Here is a 21954-nt window from a genome sequence, read left to right as displayed (position 1 = left end):
GATCACCTGTATAACCAGTACGCGGTGCTTTCTACATTTGCACCACTTTTTATGTATCGTTTAAGCGCGGCGGTGTTGCCCATCTGGGTCGCCACCCGCAATGTTGTTTTACCGCGAGCATACGCCCAGTTTAGCGCCGTTTGCATCAGCTCTGCACCTGCACCGCGTCCTGCCAACAGGCCAATACGCACGTCTGTCGCATTGAGCTCACGTAAAGAGACATAGCCACGAATATCGCCGGATGGCGTGCGTAAGATCAGACATTGATGATCAAAGGTGCCGTGAACGGCGTTTTCAATCCACTGCGCATAAAAGCGCCCACTGGCTTCAGGCGCATACCACGGTGCACGAAAACGGCTTTGCGCAAATGCCTCACTCGCTAACTGGCGTAGTACTGGAATATCTGTCTCTTGTGCCACTTCTGCGCCGCTATCACTGGCTCTGGTCACGGGTAGCGCCAAATCAACTTCACCTTCTACCAGTGAGAATCCCAACTGTTGCAGGGCATCCAGTTCACCGATATTTGATGCGACTATTTTGGCCTGCACCCGTGACCACGGCGCTAAAGCGTCTGGTGTCAGGAGTGGCGCGTCAGGGTTAATACGCACGATGGCGCTATTAACACCAAAGAAGGCATTTTCCCAGGTGAGTGGCTCAATACTGGCGCGGACGGGCACGGAGTAACTCCAGCAGATATTGACCGTAGCCAGTTTTCGTTAATGAACTGGCTGCACGCTTCACACCTTCGTCATCGAGCCAGCCGTTGCGCCAGGCAATCTCTTCCAGGCAGGCAATCTTAAAACCCTGGCGTTTTTCCACCGTCTGCACAAAAGTGCTGGCTTCAATCAGGCTATCGTGAGTACCAGTGTCCAACCAGGCAAACCCGCGCCCGAGAAGTTCAACGGTCAGGTTACCTGCCTCCAGATACATCTGGTTGATGGAGGTAATCTCCAGCTCGCCACGCTCCGAAGGTTTAACTTGTTTGGCGTACTCCACCACTTTGCTGTCGTAGAAATAAAGTCCGGTCACTGCCCAGTTTGATTTCGGCTGTTTTGGCTTTTCTTCCAGCGAGATAGCACGGAAATTGTCGTCAAACTCCACCACACCAAAGCGTTCCGGGTCCATCACCTGATAGCCAAAAATCGTGGCCCCTTCAGTGCGCGCCGCAACATGGCGCAGCTTCGGACTGAAGCCCTGGCCGAAGAAAATATTATCTCCCAGCACCAGACAAGAAGGCTCGCCGTTGAGGAAAGTTTCACCGATGATAAATGCCTGCGCCAGACCGTCCGGGCTGGGCTGTTCGGCATATTCCAGATGGATACCGAATTCGCTACCATCGCCCAGCAGGCGTTGGAAATAACCTTTATCTTCCGGCGTGGTGATGATAAGAATTTCGCGGATACCGGCCAGCATCAGCACCGACAGCGGGTAGTAAATCATTGGCTTATCGTAGATCGGCAACAGTTGCTTCGACACGCCGCGCGTAATCGGATGCAATCGTGTACCGGAACCGCCCGCCAGGATAATACCTTTCATGTTTTCCTCCGCTGAAAATTAGCCTTTCAGACCTAAACGCTCACCCTGATAACTGCCGTCCTGCACCCGCTTCCACCAGCTTTCATTAGCCAAATACCACCGCACCGTTTTGCGCATCCCGCTTTCAAAGGTTTCCTGCGGCAGCCAGCCAAGTTCACGAGCAATTTTCGTGGCATCAATGGCATAACGTAAATCATGCCCCGGGCGGTCAGCGACAAAGGTGATCAGGTCACGATAGTGCGCCACGCCGTGCGGTTTATCCGGAGCCAGTTCTTCCAACAGTTCACAAATGGTTTCCACGACATCGAGATTCTTGCGCTCGTTATGGCCACCAATATTATACGTTTCACCGACTTTACCGGTGGTCACCACGCAGTACAGCGCGCGGGCATGATCTTCAACATACAACCAGTCACGGATTTGCTGCCCGTTGCCATATACCGGCAGCGGTTTACCTGCCAGCGCGTTGAGTATCATCAACGGGATCAGTTTTTCCGGAAAATGGTAAGGGCCGTAGTTATTCGAGCAGTTGGTGATAAGTGTCGGCAGACCGTAGGTACGCAGCCAAGCGCGCACCAGATGGTCGCTGCTGGCTTTCGACGCGGAATAAGGGCTGCTCGGCGCATACGGCGTAGTTTCGGTGAAGAAATCATCCGTAGAGTGCAGGTCGCCGTACACTTCGTCGGTGGAGATATGATGGAAACGAAAGGCCAATTTTTTATCTTCCACCAGCGTATTCCAGTAAGCCCGCGCCGCTTCAAGCAGTGTGTAAGTCCCCACAATGTTGGTTTCGATAAACGCCGCCGGACCATCGATAGAACGGTCAACATGGCTTTCTGCCGCCAGATGCATCACACAGTCGGGCTGATGTTCGATAAAAACGCGTTCCAACGCTGCCCGATCGCAGATATCAACTTTCTCAAAGGCAAAGCGATCGCTCTGCGTGACCGATGCCAGCGACATCAGGTTTCCGGCGTAGGTCAATTTATCGACCACCACCACCGCATCACTTGTTTCGTTGATGATATAACGCACCAGCGCCGAGCCAATAAATCCGGCACCGCCTGTCACCAGAATCTTTCTCATCAGCGCCAGACCCCTTTGGTATCGACTACATACTGCTGCTTAACATGATCGCCGCTGATGGCTTTGAACTGACTGTGATCGACCAACATCACCAGCACGTCTGCCGTCGCCAGCGCTTCGTCAAGCTGCGCCAGCGTGCAAAGCCCGGCCAGTTTTTTCGGCAACTGGTGAATGTTCGGTTCAACGACCAGCGTCTCGCCGCTATGCCACTGGGCGATCAGTTCAGCGATTTCCATCGCCGGGCTTTCGCGCAGGTCATCAATATTCGGTTTAAATGCCAGCCCAAAGCAGGCAATTTTCACTTCGCTGGCGCGTTTATCGGTAGCGGCCAGGCAATCGGCAACCGCCGCTTTCACCTGATCAATTACCCAAAAAGGTTTGTGATCGTTCACTTCCCTGGCAGTACGGATAAGCCGCGCCTGCTGCGGGTTCTGCGCTACGATAAACCACGGGTCAACGGCAATACAGTGGCCGCCCACGCCCGGCCCTGGCTGAAGAATATTGACGCGAGGGTGGCGATTCGCCAGACGAATCAGCTCCCAGACGTTAATTCCCTGCCCGGCGCAAATCAGCGACAGTTCGTTAGCAAACGCGATATTCACATCGCGGAAGCTATTTTCGGTGAGCTTACACATTTCCGCCGTCCGGGAGTTAGTGACAACACACTCACCTTCGAGGAAAATTTTGTACAGTTCACTGGCGCGCGCCGAGCAAACCGGTGTCATGCCACCTATTACACGGTCATTTTTAATCAGCTCGACCATCACCTGCCCCGGTAACACGCGTTCCGGGCAATAGGCAATATTCACGTCGGCCTGTTCGCCCACCTGCTGCGGGAAAGTCAGGTCCGGACGCATTTCTGCTAACCATTCTGCCATTTTCTCGGTTGAACCCACCGGAGAGGTGGACTCAAGGATCACCAGCGCACCTTTTTTCAGCACTGGCGCAATGGAGCGGGCAGCCGATTCGACGTAAGCCATATCCGGCTCATGATCGCCTTTAAACGGCGTTGGTACCGCAATCAGCCAGGCATCAGCCTCAACGGGCGTTGTGCTCGCTCGCAAAAAGCCACCTTCTACGGCAGTTTTTACTACACTCGCCAAATCAGGCTCGACGATATGGATTTCGCCACGATTGATAGTATCAACCGTTTGTTGGTTGATATCGACACCAATCACCTGTTTTTGCCGTGAGGCAAACGCAGCGGCTGTCGGCAGCCCAATGTAACCCAGTCCGATGACAGAAATGGTCGCAAAACTCATAGTGATATCCGATTATTTTTTAACGCTTCCAGAATGCGAGAGCATGCCTGACCATCACCATAGGGGTTATGGGCGCGGCTCATCATTTGATATTCGTTGTCGTCGTTGAGAAGACGTGTCACTTCCTCAACGATCCGTTGTTTATCCGTCCCCACCAGACGCACCGTTCCAGCGGTAACAGCTTCCGGGCGCTCGGTGGTGTCACGCATCACCAGCACCGGTTTACCCAGCGAAGGTGCTTCCTCCTGAATACCGCCAGAGTCGGTCAAAATCAACCATGCGTGATTCATCAGCCAGACAAACGGTAAATACTCCTGGGGATCGATCAGAATGACGTTTTTTACGTGCCCCAGAATGCGACTAACCGGTTCTCTGACATTCGGGTTGAGATGTACCGGATAAACAATCTGGATGTCCTGATGAGTGGTGGCTATTTCTGCCAGCGCATGGCAAATCTCCTCAAAGCCACGACCGAAGCTTTCACGCCTGTGACCGGTCACCAGAATCATCTTCTTATCAGGGTCGATAAACGGGTAATTTGCCGCCAGTTCTGAACGCAGCATCTCGCTGCTCATCACTTGATCGCGCACCCACAACAAAGCGTCGATAACTGTATTGCCGGTAATGAAGATTCGGCTATCAGCGACGTTTTCACGTAGCAGGTTTTGCCGTGAGGTCTCAGTTGGGGAGAAATGGTACATTGCCAGATGACCGGTCAGCGTGCGGTTAGCTTCTTCCGGCCACGGCGAGTAAAGATCGCCCGTGCGTAGCCCGGCCTCAACGTGACCAACAGGAATGCGCTGATAAAACGCCGCCAGACTGGTGGCCAGCGTCGTGGTGGTATCGCCGTGTACCAGTACAACGTCTGGTTTGAACTCGGCAAGAATAGGTTTTAATCCCTCAAGAATTCGACAGGTTATCTCTGTCAGTCCCTGTCCTGGCTGCATTATGTTGAGATCGTAGTCAGGTACAATGGAAAAGAGTTTCAGCACCTGATCGAGCATCTCCCGATGCTGCGCAGTGACGCAAACTTTAGCCTCAAAAAAAGGATCTTTTGCCAACGCATGCACCAACGGCGCCATCTTGATGGCTTCCGGGCGCGTACCAAATACAGTCAGTACTTTCACATCGATTCTCTTTGAATAAGCGGCGAGCGCCTTTGTGCTCACCGCAACTGTGTTGCTATTTCGAGCAACGGCGGGTTAATGCGACACCAGCCCCGATCAGCCCCCCGACAATGCCCCACATAATCATCAGGAAGGCACGGCGTGGGCTATCGCGTTTTACCGGTTCTTCCGGTGTACGCAAATAGCGATAGGTCTGAAAACGCGGATCCAGGGTTGGACCAACATTAAGGGTGTTTAACATGGCCCGATTCTGATCATAGTCGAGATCAAAGGCCGGGCCGACGGCCTGTAAATTTTCTAATCGCGCCTGCAGCATCGGGCGACCCAACAAAAACATTTCTGAATCAGGCAATTCATCCGCCGGGACATCTGTCGCGCTGCGAGAGATATTATGTTGCTCAGCGATTTTGAGTGCCTGCTCAATGCTGTTTACCCGGCGGTCGTAGATCGCTTTCGCGACTTCTTCCTGACGCTTCACCTGGGCTTTCATTTGGATAGTGCGCGCTGCCCATGCACCTTTCAGCTCATCATTCAGATGGCTGGCCGCGCGCTGACTGGCGAATGCGACATATTGACGCAGCAGATTATTGGCATCGGGGGCAGTTTCAGCAATCAATTTAACGTTATCGTTGATCGCTCGGGTGAAATCACCGGGAATAAACTGGATGTTGTTGATCATTTCATCCAGCAGAGCCGCATCTGCTTTGCTGTTGCCAACCATCCGCTGTTTGTAATAGTCGGTCTGCAACCAGAAATCGCGGCGGGTGTCCCACGACGCCAGTTGCATAACAAACTCTTTATAGGCTTCGTCCATGACCGATGGTTGATCGGCAGAAGCCATGTTCGAACGAGCATCCAGGTTACGTAGAAACTGCTGTTGCGAGTAGTATCCGCCCAGCATATTGACCGTTGGACGATCGGTAATCGCCGTCGCGCTCCACTCCTGACGGGCGAAAAATGTATACGCCAGCGCAATTAACGCAAACGCCAGCCCCATGCCAACAATCCACAGCTTCCCAGCCCACAAGGTACGAAACAACCCACGAATATCCAGTTCATTTTCAGCATTTTCGGCTGGTTTCCCAGGCATTGGTTGCGTCATTACATCCTCGTTTATTTGGTTAAGTTGGGGCTGCCACCACGATTTCTGCGCAGTCGGCGTTTCACACGCTTAATAAAGCGAGCAACCTTCCAGGCGCGCTTAATGCAATAGCCATAGAGGAAGAATGCTAGCAAAAAGAGCACCAGCATGACCCATTCAGGGACAAAATGAGAATATTCTGCCAGTACGCCAATGGAAGCAAGCAGTGCAGCAGCAAGGGTAATCAGCACAAATGCCTGACGAGAAGTAAAGCCGGCACGCATGATCAAATGATGAATATGCTGGCGATCAGGCGAGAATGGACTCATGCCTTTACGCAGGCGACGATACATAATCGCCACCATATCCATCAGCGGAATAGCGATAATCCATAATGCAGTCACCGGGCTAATCGGATGTGTTTTGCCCTGAGTAGTTTCAAGCAGGATCCAGATTACGGTAAAACCAATCAATGTACTGCCCGCATCGCCCATAAACACTTTGTAGCGACGCCCCAGAATACCGAGGTTGAGCATGATGTATGGCAGGATGGCGGCGATCATCGCAAAGCACCAGATAGCGAGGCTGGTTTGCCCGTCGAACCACAAAATCATGCCAATTGCCGCAAACGAGACGCAGGACACCCCACCCAGCAGACCATCAATGCCATCAACCATGTTGAAAGCATTAATTGCCGCCCAGACGGCAAACAGCGTCAGGAAATAACCAAACGGCCCAAGCACCATCTCCCAGGAGCCAAAAATATAGCCCAGGCTACTGAGATAAAGTTTGCCAAACACCATCATAACGATGCCAACAGCAGCCTGTATGGTGGCACGGATTTTTACACTAATATCGAAACGGTCATCCAGTGCGCCGATGAACACCAGGACGCCCGCACAGGCGAGGTAGAGAGCTGCATGCGGAATGTAGTAATCAACAATTCCGAACGTAAAGCAAATCCCTGCGAAAACTGAAATACCCCCAACGAGCGGTATCAATCCCTGGTGACGTTTGCGGAAGTTAGGTTTATCCACTAAACCGACTTTTTTTGCCACCTTACGGGCAAAAAACAGAAACAGTGTCGTGAATAAAAAAATACTGATGAGATCAGTACTCACTGTCAGTAAATTCACAATGCATGCTCTCAGAGAAAATTATTAGCAGAAGTATACCCACGAAGACCTTTATTCAGAAGGGAAACTCCTTTCTGAGCCTATCAGCCCTGTGCAAAAATTAATCATTCACCACAAAAATTGTATAAAATACCCGCAATAACCAGGAATTTTCCCACTATCACAGGCATGCCGCTAAGATTACAGATATAAAAGCAAAACGCCACGTAAACACGTGGCGTTTTTGGCATAAGACAAATTTATGAACGTTTCATCATATCGAAGAAATCGTCATTGGTCTTGGTCATTGCCAGTTTATTAATGAGGAATTCCATTGCATCGATTTCGCCCATCGGGTGAATGATTTTGCGCAGGATCCACATTTTCTGTAGCTCTTCCTGAGTGGTGAGCAACTCTTCTTTACGCGTACCGGAACGGTTGTAGTCGATAGCCGGGAAGACGCGTTTTTCTGCGATCTTACGAGAAAGGTGCAGTTCCATGTTACCTGTACCTTTAAACTCTTCGTAGATAACTTCGTCCATTTTGGAACCGGTGTCGATCAATGCCGTCGCGATGATGGTCAGGCTGCCGCCCTCTTCTACGTTACGCGCCGCACCGAAGAAGCGTTTCGGACGGTGCAGTGCGTTAGCATCCACACCACCGGTCAGCACTTTACCAGACGCAGGAACAACAGTGTTGTAGGCGCGCGCCAGACGGGTGATGGAGTCGAGCAGAATGATAACGTCTTTCTTGTGCTCAACCAGGCGTTTTGCCTTCTCGATCACCATTTCCGCAACCTGAACGTGGCGAGATGCCGGTTCGTCGAAGGTAGAAGCGACAACTTCACCTTTAACCAGACGCTGCATCTCGGTTACTTCTTCCGGACGTTCGTCGATCAGCAGAACCATCAGCACACAGTCTGGGTGGTTGTAAGCAATGCTCTGGGCGATGTTCTGCAGCAGCATGGTTTTACCCGCTTTCGGCGGTGCCACAATCAGACCACGTTGGCCACGCCCGATTGGTGAAGCCAGATCCAGCACGCGTGCGGTCAAATCTTCAGTAGAACCGTTACCACGTTCCATACGCAGACGAGAGTTTGCGTGCAGCGGGGTTAAGTTCTCAAAGAGGATTTTGTTGCGAGCGTTTTCAGGTTTGTCGAAGTTAACTTCATTAACTTTCAGCAGCGCAAAATAGCGTTCACCTTCTTTCGGCGGGCGAATCTTACCAGAGATGGTATCACCAGTGCGGAGGTTGAAACGGCGGATTTGGCTGGGAGAAACGTAGATGTCATCAGGACCGGCGAGGTAGGAGCTGTCTGCGGAACGGAGGAAACCAAATCCATCCTGCAATATCTCCAGTACGCCATCACCAAAGATATCTTCGCCACTCTTTGCGTGCTGCTTCAGGATGGCAAAAATAATGTCCTGCTTACGCATACGGGCCAGATTTTCCAGCCCCATATTTTCGCCGAGAGTGATCAGCTCAGAAACCGGCGTATTCTTTAATTCGGTAAGATTCATAGTGGTGTGAGTTCTTAAACTTGGGGTAAATCTCGAACTTAATGTTGTGAATGGTATGGCAGGATCATCCATGCCTGTTTACGGTCATCGACTCATGTCTTTTCGCTGTCTGGTCACAGGAGAGTACGCAGAACTGAAACGACAAGACGGATTGAGTGACAAACCAGAAATCTGTTCACTTCGCATTAGATAAAAACGGGAAGCGTTGGATATTACAAGATTCAAACTTAATAAGGTAAGTTTAATACGAAGTCAACATTAAGTTAGCATGGCTCACGCCGGGCGTCCAGTTTTTAGCGACGGGGCACCCGAACATGACGTTCCCTTATGCCAGGTTGGCGTCGAGGAACTCTTTCAACTGACCTTTGGACAGTGCACCCACTTTGGTTGCCGCGACTTCACCGTTTTTGAACAGCAACAGAGTCGGGATACCACGGATGCCATATTTCGGCGCAGTGCCAGGGTTTTGATCGATGTTCAGTTTTGCAACGGTCAGTTTACCCTGATATTCGTCAGCGATTTCATCCAGAATCGGGGCGATCATTTTGCACGGACCGCACCACTCTGCCCAGAAATCGACGAGGATCGCCCCGTCCGCTTTGAGTACATCCGTATCAAAACTGTCGTCAGTCAGGTGAATAATTTTATCGCTCATATATAACTCCACAGGAATAAGCCTGGCGTGTTGGTTTCGTTGTTGGTGTAACATTAACCAACTAAAGGTTGACTTTATTTCACCGGATACGCTTTCGTAAAGCAATAGTAAGCTGATATTCTATCACACTATGAGCAAAACACATTTAACAGAACAGAAGTTTTCCGACTTCGCCCTGCATCCGAAAGTTGTAGAAGCCCTTGAAAAAAAAGGGTTTCATAACTGTACGCCCATTCAGGCACTGGCCCTTCCGCTAACGCTGGAAGGTCGTGACGTAGCCGGGCAGGCGCAAACCGGTACTGGGAAAACGATGGCGTTCCTGACGTCAACGTTTCATTACCTTCTCTCTCATCCCACCATTGCCGATCGCAAGGTGAACCAGCCACGTGCCTTAATTATGGCACCGACGCGTGAACTTGCCGTGCAGATCCACGCCGACGCGGAGCCGCTGGCGCAAGCTACCGGTCTGAAGCTGGGCCTGGCTTATGGCGGCGACGGCTACGACAAACAGCTAAAAGTGCTGGAAAGCGGCGTTGACATCCTGATTGGCACCACGGGTCGTTTAATCGACTACGCCAAACAGAATCACATTAACCTTGGCGCTATTCAGGTCGTGGTGCTGGACGAAGCCGATCGTATGTACGATCTGGGCTTTATTAAAGATATTCGCTGGCTGTTTCGCCGTATGCCGCCAGCAAATCAGCGCCTCAACATGCTGTTCTCCGCCACGCTTTCGTACCGGGTACGTGAACTGGCGTTCGAGCAGATGAATAACGCCGAATACATCGAAGTGGAACCGGAACAGAAAACGGGCCACCGCATTAAAGAAGAGCTTTTCTACCCTTCTAACGAAGAAAAAATGCGTTTGCTGCAAACGCTGATCGAAGAAGAGTGGCCAGACAGAGCGATTATTTTCGCCAACACCAAACATCGTTGCGAAGAGATCTGGGGTCACCTGGCGGCAGATGGTCATCGTGTCGGGCTGTTGACGGGCGATGTGGCGCAGAAAAAACGTCTGCGTATTCTTGATGAATTTACCCGTGGCGATCTGGATATTCTGGTTGCTACCGACGTAGCCGCACGTGGTTTGCATATTCCGGCCGTAACCCACGTCTTTAACTACGATTTACCCGATGACTGTGAAGATTACGTTCACCGTATCGGCCGTACTGGCCGCGCTGGTGCAAGTGGTCATTCCATCAGCCTGGCGTGTGAAGAGTATGCATTGAATTTGCCTGCCATTGAGACCTATATTGGTCATTCTATTCCGGTAAGCAAATACAATCCGGACGCATTGATGACCGATCTGCCAAAACCGCTACGCTTGACGCGCCCGCGCACAGGCAACGGTCCGCGTCGTACAGGCGCTCCACGTAATCGTCGTCGTTCAGGTTAAATAAATAATGTCATACTCAAAATCATTCAAACTGCATCAAGATGGCAAGAGAATGAATCCCGATGAGCTTACTGTAGTAAGTGATTCGGGTGAAAGAACACAGCCAACGCAGAGACAGATTGAAGGATGAAGAGTATGAGTTCCACCTCGTCGCTTTATGCTGCCATTGATCTCGGTTCGAATAGTTTTCATATGCTGGTTGTGCGCGAGGTGGCTGGTAGTATCCAGACGCTGACGCGAATTAAACGCAAAGTACGTCTGGCTGCTGGTCTGAACAGCGAAAATGCCCTGTCTAATGAAGCAATGGAGCGCGGCTGGCAATGCCTGCGCCTGTTTGCTGAACGTCTGCAAGATATCCCTCCTTCGCAAATTCGCGTTGTTGCTACGGCGACGTTACGTCTTGCTGTCAACGCTGGTGATTTTATTGCCAAAGCGCAGGAAATACTTGGTTGTCCGGTGCAGGTGATCAGCGGTGAAGAGGAAGCTCGTCTGATTTATCAGGGCGTTGCTCACACTACCGGTGGAGCCGATCAGCGCCTGGTGGTGGATATCGGGGGAGCCAGTACTGAACTGGTAACCGGCACGGGTGCACAAACCACCTCTCTGTTCAGTCTGTCGATGGGCTGCGTCACCTGGCTGGAACGCTATTTTGCCGATCGTAATCTGGGGCAGGAAAATTTTGATGCCGCAGAAAAAGCGGCACGCGAAGTGTTACGTCCGGTTGCCGATGAATTGCGTTATCACGGCTGGAAAGTGTGCGTTGGCGCTTCCGGAACCGTGCAGGCCTTGCAAGAAATCATGATGGCGCAGGGAATGGATGAACGCATTACCCTGGAAAAGTTGCAACAACTGAAACAGCGCGCCATTCATTGCGGTCGGCTGGAGGAGCTGGAGATCGACGGGCTGACGCTGGAACGCGCGTTAGTATTCCCGAGTGGTCTGGCGATCCTGATAGCCATTTTTACCGAACTGAATATTCAGTGTATGACGCTGGCTGGCGGCGCACTGCGTGAAGGCCTGGTTTACGGCATGTTACATCTGGCCGTCGAGCAGGATATTCGCAGCCGTACGCTGCGTAATATTCAGCGCCGCTTTATGATCGATATCGATCAGGCACAGCGCGTAGCCAGCGTTGCGGCTAACTTCTTCGATCAGGTGGAAAATGCATGGCATCTTGAAGCAATTAGCCGCGATTTGCTAATCAGTGCCTGTCAACTTCATGAAATTGGCCTGAGCGTTGATTTCAAACAAGCGCCGCAACATGCTGCTTATCTGGTGCGAAACCTGGATCTTCCCGGTTTTACTCCCGCGCAGAAAAAACTGCTGGCGACGCTGTTGCTCAACCAAACTAATCCGGTCGATCTCTCATCGCTGCATCAACAAAATGCCGTCCCTCCGCGCGTTGCGGAACAACTCTGTCGTTTACTGCGCCTGGCCATCATTTTTGCCAGCCGTCGCCGTGACGATTTAGTGCCGAAGATTCAATTACAGGCCAGCCATGAACAGTTGACCTTGACGCTGCCGCAAGGGTGGTTAGCCCAACATCCGCTGGGTAAAGAGATTATCGAGCAAGAAAGCCAATGGCAGAGTTATGTTCATTGGCCGCTGGAAGTATATTAACGAGTAATGTGCCGGATGCGATGCTAACGCATCCTGTCCGGCGATAATTCCGTGCCCCTTAACTATTTCCCTCGTTTTGCTGCCATCATCGCTTTCAGATTTGCCAGATGGCTTTGCCCTTTCTGCATCCGTTCTTCCGCGCTGACCACTTTGCGCTCCTGCTCCCAAATCAGATCATCCTGCGGTAACTCTAACAGGAAGCGACTCGGCTCCGGGCGCACCAGTTCACCGTACTGACGACGCTCTTTACACAGCGTAAAGGTCAATTCCTTCTGGGCGCGGGTGATCCCTACATAGGCCAGCCGCCGCTCCTCATCAATATTGTCTTCATCGATGCTGCTCTGGTGCGGTAAAAATCCTTCTTCCATACCGACCATGAAAACATAGGGAAACTCCAGCCCTTTCGATGCGTGGAGAGTCATCAGTTGCACCTGATCCAGTTCTTCCTCGCTTTCACCTCGCTCCATCATGTCGCGCAGAGTAAAGCGCGTCACCACCTGGGTTAACGTCATCGGCTCATCCAGTTCGCTGCCTTCCAGCATCTCCGTCATCCAGCTAAACAGTTGGTTGACGTTCTTCATGCGCATTTCGGCGGCTTTCGGGCTGGGCGATGTTTCGTACAGCCAGGATTCATAATCCATGCCGTGGATCAGATCGCGCACCGCAGCAATCGGCTCCCGCTCCGCCAGACGCTGGATTTCCGCCAGCCAATGAGTAAAGCGAGTCAACGCTTCATAACCACGCCCACTCAGTGTTTGACTCAATCCCATATCAAAACTGGCGGTAAACATACTTTTATTGCGGGTCATCGCCCACTCGCCCAGCTTTTTCAGCGTTGCCGGGCCAATCTCTCGTTTCGGCGTGTTGACGATACGCAGGAACGCACTGTCATCGTCCGGGTTAGTCAGCACACGCAGATAAGCCAGCAAATCCTTGATTTCCGGGCGGGAGAAGAATGAAGTACCGCCGGAAATTTTGTACGGGATGCGGTTTTGCATCAGGAATTTTTCAAACACTCGCGACTGATGATTACCGCGATAGAGAATGGCGTAATCTTTGTACTGTGTTTTATTGACGAAGTGATGCGCAATCAGCTCGCCAGTAACGCGCTCGGCTTCATGTTCTTCATTATTCGCGCTTAATACTTTTAGCTCCGCGCCGTAGCCCAGTTCGGAGAACAGGCGCTTTTCAAAGACGTGCGGGTTATTGGCGATAAGGATGTTGGCCGCTTTCAGAATACGTCCGGAAGAGCGGTAGTTCTGCTCCAGCTTAATCACCTTCAACGCCGGGAAATCCTGGCTCAACAGCACCAGATTTTGCGGACGGGCACCACGCCATGAGTAGATTGACTGATCGTCATCGCCCACCACGGTAAAGCGCGCGCGGCTACCCACCAGCAGTTTCACCAGTTCATACTGGCTGGTGTTGGTGTCCTGATACTCATCCACCAGCAGGTAGCGAATTTTGTTCTGCCAGCGTTCGCGTACTTCTTCATTGCGTTGCAACAACAACGTTGGCAGCAAAATCAGGTCATCGAAGTCGAGAACGTTGCACGCTTTCAGGTGCGCATCATACAGTCCATAACAATGGGCAAAAATACGATCCCGCTCGCCCTTTGCCTCTGCCGCCGCCTGCGCCGGAGTTTTCAGATCGTTCTTCCAGTTAGAGATGGTCGAAATCAACTGTTGCAGGAGAACTTTGTCATCTTCAATCAGACCCTCGGTCAGCTCTTTGAGCAACGCCATCTGATCGGTATCGTCAAACAGCGAAAAGTTCGCTTTCATTCCCAGCGCCGCATATTCGCGCTTGATGATATCCAGCCCTAATGTATGGAAGGTGGAGATCATCAACCCACGCGCCTCTTTGCGCCCCAGCGTCTGCCCAACACGCTCTTTCATCTCGCGTGCCGCCTTATTGGTAAAGGTCACCGCTGCAATATGTCGCGCCTGGTAACCGCAACCGCGGATCAGATGGGCGATTTTATTGGTGATAACACGAGTTTTACCGGAACCCGCGCCCGCCAGCACCAGGCAGGGGCCGGTAACGAATTCGACAGCTTGTTGTTGGCCGGGGTTTAGACGCATAGAAAAATCGCTCAATGAAAGTCGGGAGGGGAAAATAACAGCGTGGTAGTATAGCCAGCCTCATCCATACCACTCAAGGCACGATCATGGCAAAAACGGCAGCAGCACTGCATATCCTTGTAAAAGAAGAGAAACTGGCTCTGGAACTTCTGGAACAGATTAAGAACGGCGCTGATTTCGGCAAGCTGGCGAAGAAGCACTCCATTTGCCCGTCAGGCAAACGCGGCGGTGATTTAGGTGAGTTCCGCCAGGGGCAGATGGTTCCGGCATTCGATAAAGTGGTTTTCTCTTGTCCGGTACTGGAGCCAACCGGCCCGCTGCACACCCAGTTCGGCTATCACATCATTAAGGTGCTGTACCGTAACTAACAAAAAAACCCGGTGCATTTGAACACCGGGTTTTTGCCTGATGGCGCTGCGCTTATCAGGCCTACAGAACGTGCACTTTTTGTAGGCCGGATAAGGCGTTTACGCCGCCATCCGGCACCGTATGTAGCCGCTTAGCCTGCAACCGCAATACGTTTCATATCCGTCATATAGCCACGCAGTTTCTTACCTACCTGCTCGATAGCATGGCTGCGAATGGCTTCATTCACATCACGCAGTTGCGCGTTATCAACGGCACCTTCCGGAATAGCTTTACCCAGATCGCCCGGTTGCAGCTCTGCCATAAACGGTTTCAGCAGCGGCACGCAGGCGTAAGAGAACAAGTAGTTACCATACTCGGCGGTATCAGAGATAACGACGTTCATTTCGTACAGACGCTTACGGGCGATGGTGTTGGCAATCAGCGGCAGTTCGTGCAGTGATTCGTAGTAAGCCGACTCTTCAATGATGCCGGAATCAACCATGGTTTCGAACGCCAGTTCAACGCCTGCTTTTACCATCGCGATCATCAGTACGCCTTTATCGAAGTACTCCTGCTCACCGATTTTGCCTTCAAACTGCGGCGCGGTTTCGAACGCGGTTTTGCCGGTCTCTTCACGCCAGGTCAGCAGTTTCTTATCATCATTGGCCCAGTCAGCCATCATGCCGGAGGAGAATTCGCCGGAGATGATGTCGTCCATATGTTTCTGGAACAGCGGTGCCATGATCTCTTTCAGTTGTTCAGAGAGCGCATAAGCACGCAGTTTTGCCGGGTTAGAGAGCCTGTCCATCATCAGGGTGATGCCACCCTGCTTCAGAGCTTCGGTGATGGTTTCCCAACCGAACTGAATCAGTTTTTCTGCATATGCCGGGTCGGTGCCTTCTTCCACCAGCTTGTCGAAGCACAGCAGAGAACCAGCCTGCAACATACCGCACAGTATGGTTTGTTCGCCCATCAGGTCAGATTTCACTTCCGCAACGAAGGAGGATTCCAGCACGCCCGCACGGTGACCACCGGTAGCCGCAGCCCAGGCTTTGGCAATCGCCATACCTTCGCCTTTCGGATCGTTTTCCGGGTGAACGGCAATCAGCGTCGGTACGCCAAACCCACGTTTGTACTCTTCACGCACTTCAGTGCCCGGGCATTTCGGTGCAACCATCACCACAGTGATGTCTTTACGGATCTGCTCACCCACTTCTACGATGTTGAAGCCGTGGGAGTAACCCAGCGCCGCACCGTCTTTCATCAGCGGCTGAACAGAACGCACTACGTCGGAGTGCTGCTTATCCGGCGTCAGGTTAACCACCAGATCCGCCTGCGGGATCAGCTCTTCGTAAGTGCCGACTTTAAAACCGTTTTCGGTCGCTTTACGCCAGGAAGCGCGTTTCTCAGCGATCGCCTCTTTACGCAGGGCATAAGAGATGTCCAGACCAGAATCACGCATGTTCAGGCCCTGGTTCAGGCCCTGTGCACCACAACCGACGATGACCACTTTTTTACCCTGAAGGTAGCTCGCGCCGTCAGCGAATTCTTCGCGGCCCATAAAGCGACATTTACCCAACTGCGCCAGTTGCTGGCGCAGATTCAGTGTATTGAAGTAGTTAGCCATGGTGATTCCTCATGATGTTGTGCTTCTTATTGTTCGGTTCGCGTTTGCGAGATTAAATTCACTATATGTCAGGAAACTTATTGCGGAAATTGATATATTCACAACGTCACATTGCAATTTCTGCAACGTCAAAATCGAGGGCTGTGCCTGTGGATTTACGCGATCTGAAAATGTTTCTACATCTGGCGGAAAGCCGTCATTTTGGGCGCAGCGCGCGGGCGATGCACGTCAGCCCATCGACACTTTCACGGCAGATTCAGCGCCTGGAAGAAGATCTCGGCCAACCGCTATTTATACGCGATAACCGGACGGTAACGCTGACCGAAGCGGGCGAAGAGCTGCGTGTTTTCGCCCAGCAAACGCTGTTGCAATATCAGCAACTGCGCCACACCATCGACCAGCAAGGGCCGTCGCTCTCTGGCGAGTTACATATTTTCTGCTCGGTGACCGCTGCTTACAGCCATCTTCCGCCGATTCTTGATCGCTTCCGCGCGGAACACCCGTCGGTGGAGATCAAGCTCACCACCGGTGATGCGGCGGATGCGATGGAAAAAGTTGTCACCGGCGAAGCGGATTTGGCGATTGCCGGTAAGCCAGAGACGTTACCCGGTGCAGTGGCATTTTCGATGCTGGAGAATCTGGCGGTAGTGCTGATCGCACCTGCGCTGCCCTGCCCGGTTCGTAATCAGGTATCTGTAGAGAAGCCGGACTGGTCGACGGTGCCGTTTATCATGGCCGATCAGGGACCAGTGCGCCGCCGCATTGAACTGTGGTTCCGACGCAATAAAATCAGCAACCCGATGATTTACGCCACGGTCGGCGGGCATGAAGCGATGGTATCGATGGTGGCGCTAGGCTGTGGCGTGGCATTGTTACCGGAAGTTGTGTTGGATAATAGTCCTGAACCTGTACGCAACCGTGTGATGATTCTTGATCGCAGCGATGAGAAAACACCGTTTGAACTGGGCGTTTGCGCACAAAAAAAGCGGCTACATGAGCCGCTGATTGAGGCGTTCTGGAAGATTTTACCCAACCACAAATAACGTTGACGCGTGGGTAGGCCTGATAAGCGAAGCGCCATCAGGCATTTTTCCCTAACCCGCCAAAAAGAACCTGAACGCCGGGTTATTGGTTTCGTCGTGACAATCGTAGCCCAGCTCATTCAGCCGGGTTTCGAAATCCGGTTCATGGTCGCCAAGTTCGAACGCCGCCAGTACGCGCCCGTAGTCGGTGCCATGACTGCGATAGTGGAACAAAGAGATATTCCAGTGCGTACCCAGCGTGTTAAGAAAGCGCAGCAGCGCGCCCGGTGATTCCGGGAATTCGAAGCTGTAGAGGCGTTCCTGCAACGGATGCGATGGACGCCCGCCGACCATATAGCGCACATGTAGCTTCGCCATTTCGTCATCGGAGAGATCAACCACGCTGTAGCCGCCTTCGTTGAGCATCTGCAAAATTTCTTTGCGCTCCTCAAGGCCGCGGCTTAAGCGCACGCCGACAAAAATGCAGGCATTTTTGGCATCTGCAAAGCGATAGTTGAACTCTGTGACCGAGCGCCCACCGAGTAGCTGGCAAAATTTAAGGAAACTGCCTTTTTCTTCCGGAATGGTCACCGCCAGCAATGCTTCGCGCTGTTCACCCAGTTCGCAACGTTCCGAGACGTAGCGCAGGCCGTGGAAATTGACGTTAGCTCCCGAGAGCACATGCGCCAGGCGCTCACCACGAATGTTGTGCTGGGCGATATATTTTTTCATTCCCGCCAGCGCCAACGCGCCAGACGGCTCCGCCACCGCGCGCACATCTTCGAACAGGTCTTTCATCGCCGCACAGATGGCATCGCTATCAACGGTGATGATGTCGTCGAGATACTCCTGACACAGACGGAACGTTTCGTCACCAATGCGCTTGACCGCGACCCCCTCAGCAAACAAACCTACGCGCGGCAGGTCAACAGGATGACCTGCATCCAGCGCCGCTTTCAGGCAGGCTGAATCTTCCGCTTCCACGGCTATCACTTTGATTTGCGGCATCAGTTGTTTGATCAGCACCGCCACACCCGCCGCCAGACCGCCGCCGCCGACCGGCACAAATACGCGATCAAGATGGGCGTCCTGCTGGAGCAATTCCAGCGCCAGCGTGCCCTGTCCGGCAATCACCATCGGATGATCAAATGGCGGAACCCAGGTGAAGCCCTGCTGCTGCGACAGTTCAATCGCTTTGGCTTTTGCTTCATCGAAGTTCGCACCGTGAAGCAACACTTCGCCGCCGAAGCCGCGTACCGCATCAACTTTGATATCAGCGGTGGCGGTTGGCATGACGATTAGCGCCTTCACGCCTAATCGTGCGGAGGAGAACGCAACGCCCTGCGCGTGGTTACCCGCAGAAGCAGTGATCAAGCCGTGCGCTTTCTGTTCTTCCGTCAGGCCCGCCATCATGGCGTATGCGCCGCGCAGCTTAAAGCTGTGCACTGGCTGGCGGTCTTCGCGTTTTACCAGAATGACGTTATCAAGACGCGACGAGAGTTTTTCCATTTTCTGCAGCGGCGTGACCTGCGCCGCTTCATAGACCGGCGCGCGTAGCACCGCCCGTAAATACTCAGCGCCTTCCGGTGCGCCAGACAGGGGTAGTGAGTCTGCCATTATTAACCCCCCAGTTTCGATTTATCGCGTACCGCACCTTTGTCGGCACTGGTCGCCAGGCTGGCGTAAGCGCGCAGAGCAAAGGAGACCTGACGTTCACGGTTTTTCGGCGTCCAGGCTTTATCACCACGGGCTTCCTGCGCTTCACGACGTGCCGCCAGTTCTGCATCACTTACTTGTAACTGAATGCTGCGGTTCGGAATGTCGATGGCGATCAGGTCACCGTCTTCAATCAGGCCAATGCTGCCGCCACTTGCCGCTTCCGGTGAGACGTGACCGATGGAAAGGCCAGAGGTGCCGCCAGAGAAGCGACCGTCGGTGATCAGTGCACAGGCTTTACCGAGGCCCATCGATTTCAGGAAGCTGGTTGGGTAGAGCATTTCTTGCATCCCCGGACCGCCTTTCGGCCCTTCGTAGCGGATCACGACTACGTCGCCTGCCACAACTTTGCCACCGAGGATCGCTTCTACCGCGTCGTCCTGACTTTCATACACTTTCGCCGGACCGGTAAATTTCAGGATGCTGTCATCGACGCCCGCGGTTTTAACAATACAGCCGTTTTCCGCGAAGTTACCGTAAAGTACAGCCAGACCACCGTCCTGGCTGTAGGCGTGTTCCAGTGAGCGGATACAACCGTTAGCACGGTCGTCATCGAGGGAGTCCCAACGGCAATCCTGCGAGAACGCCTGGGTGGTACGGATACCCGCCGGGCCTGCACGAAACATATTTTTTACCGCATCATCCTGGGTCAACATGACGTCGTAGTGTTCCAGCGTTTGCGGCAACGTCAGACCGAGCACGTTTTTCACATTGCGATTCAGTAATCCCGCGCGATCCAATTCCCCGAGGATACCGATAACGCCACCAGCACGGTGAACATCTTCCATATGGTATTTCTGAGTGCTCGGCGCAACTTTGCACAACTGCGGGACTTTGCGTGAAAGTTTATCGATATCACTCATCGTGAAATCGATTTCTGCTTCCTGCGCCGCTGCCAGCAGATGGAGAACGGTGTTAGTGGAACCGCCCATCGCGATATCCAGCGTCATGGCGTTTTCAAATGCCGCTTTGCTGGCAATATTACGCGGCAGGGCGCTTTCATCGTTTTGCTCGTAGTAACGTTTGGTCAGCTCGACAATGCGTTTACCGGCGTTAAGGAACAATTGCTTACGGTCAGCGTGGGTTGCCAGCAGTGAGCCGTTACCCGGCTGCGACAAGCCCAGCGCTTCGGTCAGGCAGTTCATCGAGTTGGCGGTGAACATCCCGGAGCAGGAGCCGCAAGTTGGGCAGGCTGAACGCTCAACCTGATCGCTCTGGGAGTCAGAGACTTTCGGATCTGCCCCCTGGATCATCGCATCAACCAGATCAAGTTTGATGATCTGATCGGACAGTTTGGTTTTTCCGGCCTCCATCGGACCACCGGAAACAAAGATCACCGGAATATTCAGGCGTAGGGAGGCCATCAGCATCCCTGGGGTGATTTTGTCGCAGTTGGAGATACAGACCATCGCGTCGGCGCAGTGGGCGTTCACCATATACTCAACGGAATCAGCGATCAGTTCGCGAGATGGCAGTGAATAAAGCATGCCCCCGTGGCCCATGGCGATCCCATCATCCACCGCAATGGTGTTGAACTCTTTGGCAACACCGCCAGCCGCTTCAATTTGTTCAGCGACCAGTTTACCGAGATCGCGCAGATGGACGTGGCCCGGTACAAATTGGGTGAACGAGTTCACAACCGCGATAATCGGTTTGCCAAAATCGGCGTCGGTCATTCCGGTGGCGCGCCACAGCGCACGAGCCCCCGCCATATTACGGCCATGAGTGGTGGTGGCGGAACGGTACTTAGGCATACTTTATTTACTCCCAGTGTCTGTCTCGTAAATGGGACGGTGCGTGCCATCCCATTTTTGTATTTATTGATTAACTTGATCCAACCAGCCCCATTTATCTTCGGTTTCGCCGGTGAAGAGGCCAAAGAAGGCTTGCTGAATACGTTTGGTAACCGGGCCACAACGACCTTCGCCTACCTGAATACCGTCTACACTGCGCACTGGCGTGATTTCAGCCGCAGTACCGGACATAAAGACTTCATCTGCCAGATAGAGTGATTCGCGCGACAGAACTTGCTCACGCACTTCAATTCCCAGCTCTTTCGCCAGTTTGATGATGGCGTCACGGGTAATGCCCGGTAATGCGGATGAGGTAAACGGCGGGGTGAACAGCACGCCCTCTTTCACTTCAAACAGGTTTTCGCCTGCACCTTCAGAGATGTAACCATTCACATCCAGCGCGATACCTTCCTGATAGCCATGGCGGCGCGCTTCGCTACCCACCAGCAGGGAAGAGAGGTAATTACCACCCGCTTTCGCCGCAGTTGGGATGGTGTTTGGTGCTGCGCGGTTCCAGGAGGAAACCATCGCATCGATCCCCTGCTCCAGCGCTTCTGCGCCCAGATACGCTCCCCACGGGAAAGCGGCGATAATCACGTCGGTGGAGTATCCCGCTGGCGGATTTACGCCCATGCCAACGTCACCGACAAAAATCAGCGGACGGATATAGGCACTGGTGAGATTATTTTTGCGGATTACGTCGCGGCAGGCTTCCATCAGCTCATCAATACTCTGTGAAACAGGGAAGCGATAGATTTTTGCGGAGTCATGCAGACGCTGCATATGCTCACGATGACGGAATACAACCGGTCCTTTATGTGAGTCGTAGCAACGGATACCTTCAAAAACCGAGGTGCCATAGTGCAGCGCGTGCGACATTACATGCACCTTCGCGTCTTCCCAGCGAACCATCTCCCCATTGAACCAAATGTAATCAGCTTTCTTCGTGGTCATTTTTATATTCCT

The 21954-nt window shown here is 52.7% G+C and carries 19 protein-coding genes; 4 read left to right on the top strand and 15 right to left on the bottom strand.

What is annotated here, in order from left to right; genetic code table 11:
• Positions 1–2: 2 nt before the first annotated feature.
• The 10 genes from rffC to trxA all read right to left on the bottom strand — a co-directional run bounded on the left by rffC (position 3) and on the right by trxA (position 9382).
• Entirely contained in the window at positions 3–677 is a 675-nt protein-coding gene (gene rffC, locus A1WG_RS12965; RefSeq protein WP_001517401.1) for a dTDP-4-amino-4,6-dideoxy-D-galactose acyltransferase, read from the bottom strand.
• Complete coding sequence (gene rfbA / locus A1WG_RS12970; RefSeq protein ID WP_001517402.1) at positions 655–1536, bottom strand: glucose-1-phosphate thymidylyltransferase RfbA; 882 nt, start codon at positions 1534–1536, stop codon at positions 655–657. Before rfbA ends, rffC begins: the two co-directional genes overlap by 23 nt.
• An 18-nt stretch (positions 1537–1554) precedes the next feature.
• The gene (rffG, locus tag A1WG_RS12975) at positions 1555–2622 is read right to left on the bottom strand and encodes a dTDP-glucose 4,6-dehydratase (protein WP_001517403.1); all 1068 of its coding nucleotides are present in this window, start codon (positions 2620–2622) and stop codon (positions 1555–1557) included.
• Positions 2622–3884 carry a UDP-N-acetyl-D-mannosamine dehydrogenase gene (wecC, locus tag A1WG_RS12980; protein ID WP_000006637.1) on the bottom strand — a complete coding sequence of 421 codons (1263 nt, stop codon included), beginning with the start codon at positions 3882–3884 and terminating at the stop codon, positions 2622–2624. The genes rffG and wecC overlap by 1 nt, the downstream gene beginning before the upstream one ends.
• On the bottom strand, positions 3881–5011 hold the full coding sequence (gene wecB / locus A1WG_RS12985; protein WP_001517404.1) for a non-hydrolyzing UDP-N-acetylglucosamine 2-epimerase: 1131 nt from the start codon (positions 5009–5011) through the stop codon (positions 3881–3883). Before wecB ends, wecC begins: the two co-directional genes overlap by 4 nt.
• 55 nt (positions 5012–5066) lie before the next feature.
• Positions 5067–6113 carry an ECA polysaccharide chain length modulation protein gene (gene wzzE, locus A1WG_RS12990; protein ID WP_001517405.1) on the bottom strand — a complete coding sequence of 349 codons (1047 nt, stop codon included), beginning with the start codon at positions 6111–6113 and terminating at the stop codon, positions 5067–5069.
• Positions 6114–6124: 11 nt separating this feature from the next.
• A complete protein-coding gene (gene wecA / locus A1WG_RS12995; protein WP_001517406.1) occupies positions 6125–7228 on the bottom strand; it encodes a UDP-N-acetylglucosamine--undecaprenyl-phosphate N-acetylglucosaminephosphotransferase in 1104 nt (367 codons plus the stop codon).
• Positions 7229–7467: 239 nt separating this feature from the next.
• Complete coding sequence (gene rho / locus A1WG_RS13000) at positions 7468–8727, bottom strand: transcription termination factor Rho (RefSeq protein ID WP_001517407.1); 1260 nt, start codon at positions 8725–8727, stop codon at positions 7468–7470.
• Positions 8728–8811: 84 nt separating this feature from the next.
• Complete coding sequence (rhoL, locus tag A1WG_RS0121720) at positions 8812–8913, bottom strand: rho operon leader peptide RhoL (protein ID WP_001445787.1); 102 nt, start codon at positions 8911–8913, stop codon at positions 8812–8814.
• Positions 8914–9052: 139 nt separating this feature from the next.
• A complete protein-coding gene (trxA, locus tag A1WG_RS13005) occupies positions 9053–9382 on the bottom strand; it encodes a thioredoxin TrxA (protein WP_001280776.1) in 330 nt (109 codons plus the stop codon).
• A 130-nt stretch (positions 9383–9512) separates the two neighbouring features.
• Between trxA and rhlB the strand changes: the two genes are divergently transcribed.
• Together rhlB and gppA are read left to right on the top strand one after the other, a co-directional pair.
• A complete protein-coding gene (gene rhlB, locus A1WG_RS13010) occupies positions 9513–10778 on the top strand; it encodes an ATP-dependent RNA helicase RhlB (RefSeq protein WP_000047512.1) in 1266 nt (421 codons plus the stop codon).
• A gap of 135 nt (positions 10779–10913) precedes the next feature.
• On the top strand, positions 10914–12398 hold the full coding sequence (gene gppA / locus A1WG_RS13015; RefSeq protein WP_001517408.1) for a guanosine-5'-triphosphate,3'-diphosphate diphosphatase: 1485 nt from the start codon (positions 10914–10916) through the stop codon (positions 12396–12398).
• A 62-nt stretch (positions 12399–12460) separates the two neighbouring features.
• On the opposite strand, the gene rep is transcribed toward gppA, so the two are convergent.
• Positions 12461–14482 (bottom strand): DNA helicase Rep, encoded by a 2022-nt coding sequence (gene rep / locus A1WG_RS13020; RefSeq protein ID WP_001238901.1) that lies wholly within the window; start codon positions 14480–14482, stop codon positions 12461–12463.
• Between the two features lie 86 nt (positions 14483–14568).
• Between rep and ppiC the strand changes: the two genes are divergently transcribed.
• The gene (gene ppiC, locus A1WG_RS13025) at positions 14569–14850 is read left to right on the top strand and encodes a peptidylprolyl isomerase PpiC (protein ID WP_001140258.1); all 282 of its coding nucleotides are present in this window, start codon (positions 14569–14571) and stop codon (positions 14848–14850) included.
• Positions 14851–14981: 131 nt separating this feature from the next.
• On the opposite strand, the gene ilvC is transcribed toward ppiC, so the two are convergent.
• Positions 14982–16457, bottom strand: coding sequence for a ketol-acid reductoisomerase (gene ilvC, locus A1WG_RS13030; RefSeq protein WP_001517409.1), 1476 nt, complete (start codon positions 16455–16457; stop codon positions 14982–14984).
• A gap of 149 nt (positions 16458–16606) precedes the next feature.
• Between ilvC and ilvY the strand changes: the two genes are divergently transcribed.
• Positions 16607–17500, top strand: a complete 894-nt coding sequence (gene ilvY / locus A1WG_RS13035) for an HTH-type transcriptional activator IlvY (protein ID WP_000365754.1) — start codon at positions 16607–16609, stop codon at positions 17498–17500.
• A 51-nt stretch (positions 17501–17551) separates the two neighbouring features.
• Here the strand turns inward: ilvY and ilvA are convergent, their stop codons facing one another.
• The 3 genes from ilvA to ilvE all read right to left on the bottom strand — a co-directional run bounded on the left by ilvA (position 17552) and on the right by ilvE (position 21942).
• On the bottom strand, positions 17552–19096 hold the full coding sequence (gene ilvA / locus A1WG_RS13040) for a threonine ammonia-lyase, biosynthetic (RefSeq protein WP_001517410.1): 1545 nt from the start codon (positions 19094–19096) through the stop codon (positions 17552–17554).
• 2 nt (positions 19097–19098) lie between these two features.
• A complete protein-coding gene (ilvD, locus tag A1WG_RS13045) occupies positions 19099–20949 on the bottom strand; it encodes a dihydroxy-acid dehydratase (RefSeq protein ID WP_001127407.1) in 1851 nt (616 codons plus the stop codon).
• Positions 20950–21012: 63 nt separating this feature from the next.
• Positions 21013–21942: a branched-chain-amino-acid transaminase gene (gene ilvE / locus A1WG_RS13050; protein ID WP_001517411.1), complete on the bottom strand. Its 930-nt coding sequence runs from the start codon at positions 21940–21942 to the stop codon at positions 21013–21015.
• Between the last annotated feature and the right edge of the window lie 12 nt (positions 21943–21954).

Source organism: Escherichia sp. KTE96 (assembly GCF_000408525.1).
Classification (GTDB): Bacteria; Pseudomonadota; Gammaproteobacteria; order Enterobacterales; family Enterobacteriaceae; genus Escherichia; species Escherichia marmotae.
The sequence above is the reverse complement of the archived record's forward strand: the minus strand, read 5'-3'. Positions and strand labels throughout refer to the sequence as shown.

Bases quoted from the DNA above. Each gene is read 5' to 3' on its own strand.
- wzzE (WP_001517405.1), bottom strand. From the start codon at position 6,113: ATGACGCAACCAATGCCTGGGAAACCAGCCGAAAATGCTGAAAATGAA.
- rhoL (WP_001445787.1), bottom strand. From the start codon at position 8,913: ATGCGAAGTGAACAGATTTCTGGTTTGTCACTCAATCCGTCTTGTCGT.
- gppA (WP_001517408.1), top strand. From the start codon at position 10,914: ATGAGTTCCACCTCGTCGCTTTATGCTGCCATTGATCTCGGTTCGAAT.
- ilvE (WP_001517411.1), bottom strand. From the start codon at position 21,942: ATGACCACGAAGAAAGCTGATTACATTTGGTTCAATGGGGAGATGGTT.
- wecC (WP_000006637.1), bottom strand. From the start codon at position 3,884: ATGAGTTTTGCGACCATTTCTGTCATCGGACTGGGTTACATTGGGCTG.
- rho (WP_001517407.1), bottom strand. From the start codon at position 8,727: ATGAATCTTACCGAATTAAAGAATACGCCGGTTTCTGAGCTGATCACT.
- trxA (WP_001280776.1), bottom strand. From the start codon at position 9,382: ATGAGCGATAAAATTATTCACCTGACTGACGACAGTTTTGATACGGAT.
- ilvC (WP_001517409.1), bottom strand. From the start codon at position 16,457: ATGGCTAACTACTTCAATACACTGAATCTGCGCCAGCAACTGGCGCAG.
- rffG (WP_001517403.1), bottom strand. From the start codon at position 2,622: ATGAGAAAGATTCTGGTGACAGGCGGTGCCGGATTTATTGGCTCGGCG.
- rep (WP_001238901.1), bottom strand. From the start codon at position 14,482: ATGCGTCTAAACCCCGGCCAACAACAAGCTGTCGAATTCGTTACCGGC.
- rhlB (WP_000047512.1), top strand. From the start codon at position 9,513: ATGAGCAAAACACATTTAACAGAACAGAAGTTTTCCGACTTCGCCCTG.
- rfbA (WP_001517402.1), bottom strand. From the start codon at position 1,536: ATGAAAGGTATTATCCTGGCGGGCGGTTCCGGTACACGATTGCATCCG.
- ilvA (WP_001517410.1), bottom strand. From the start codon at position 19,096: ATGGCAGACTCACTACCCCTGTCTGGCGCACCGGAAGGCGCTGAGTAT.
- ppiC (WP_001140258.1), top strand. From the start codon at position 14,569: ATGGCAAAAACGGCAGCAGCACTGCATATCCTTGTAAAAGAAGAGAAA.
- ilvD (WP_001127407.1), bottom strand. From the start codon at position 20,949: ATGCCTAAGTACCGTTCCGCCACCACCACTCATGGCCGTAATATGGCG.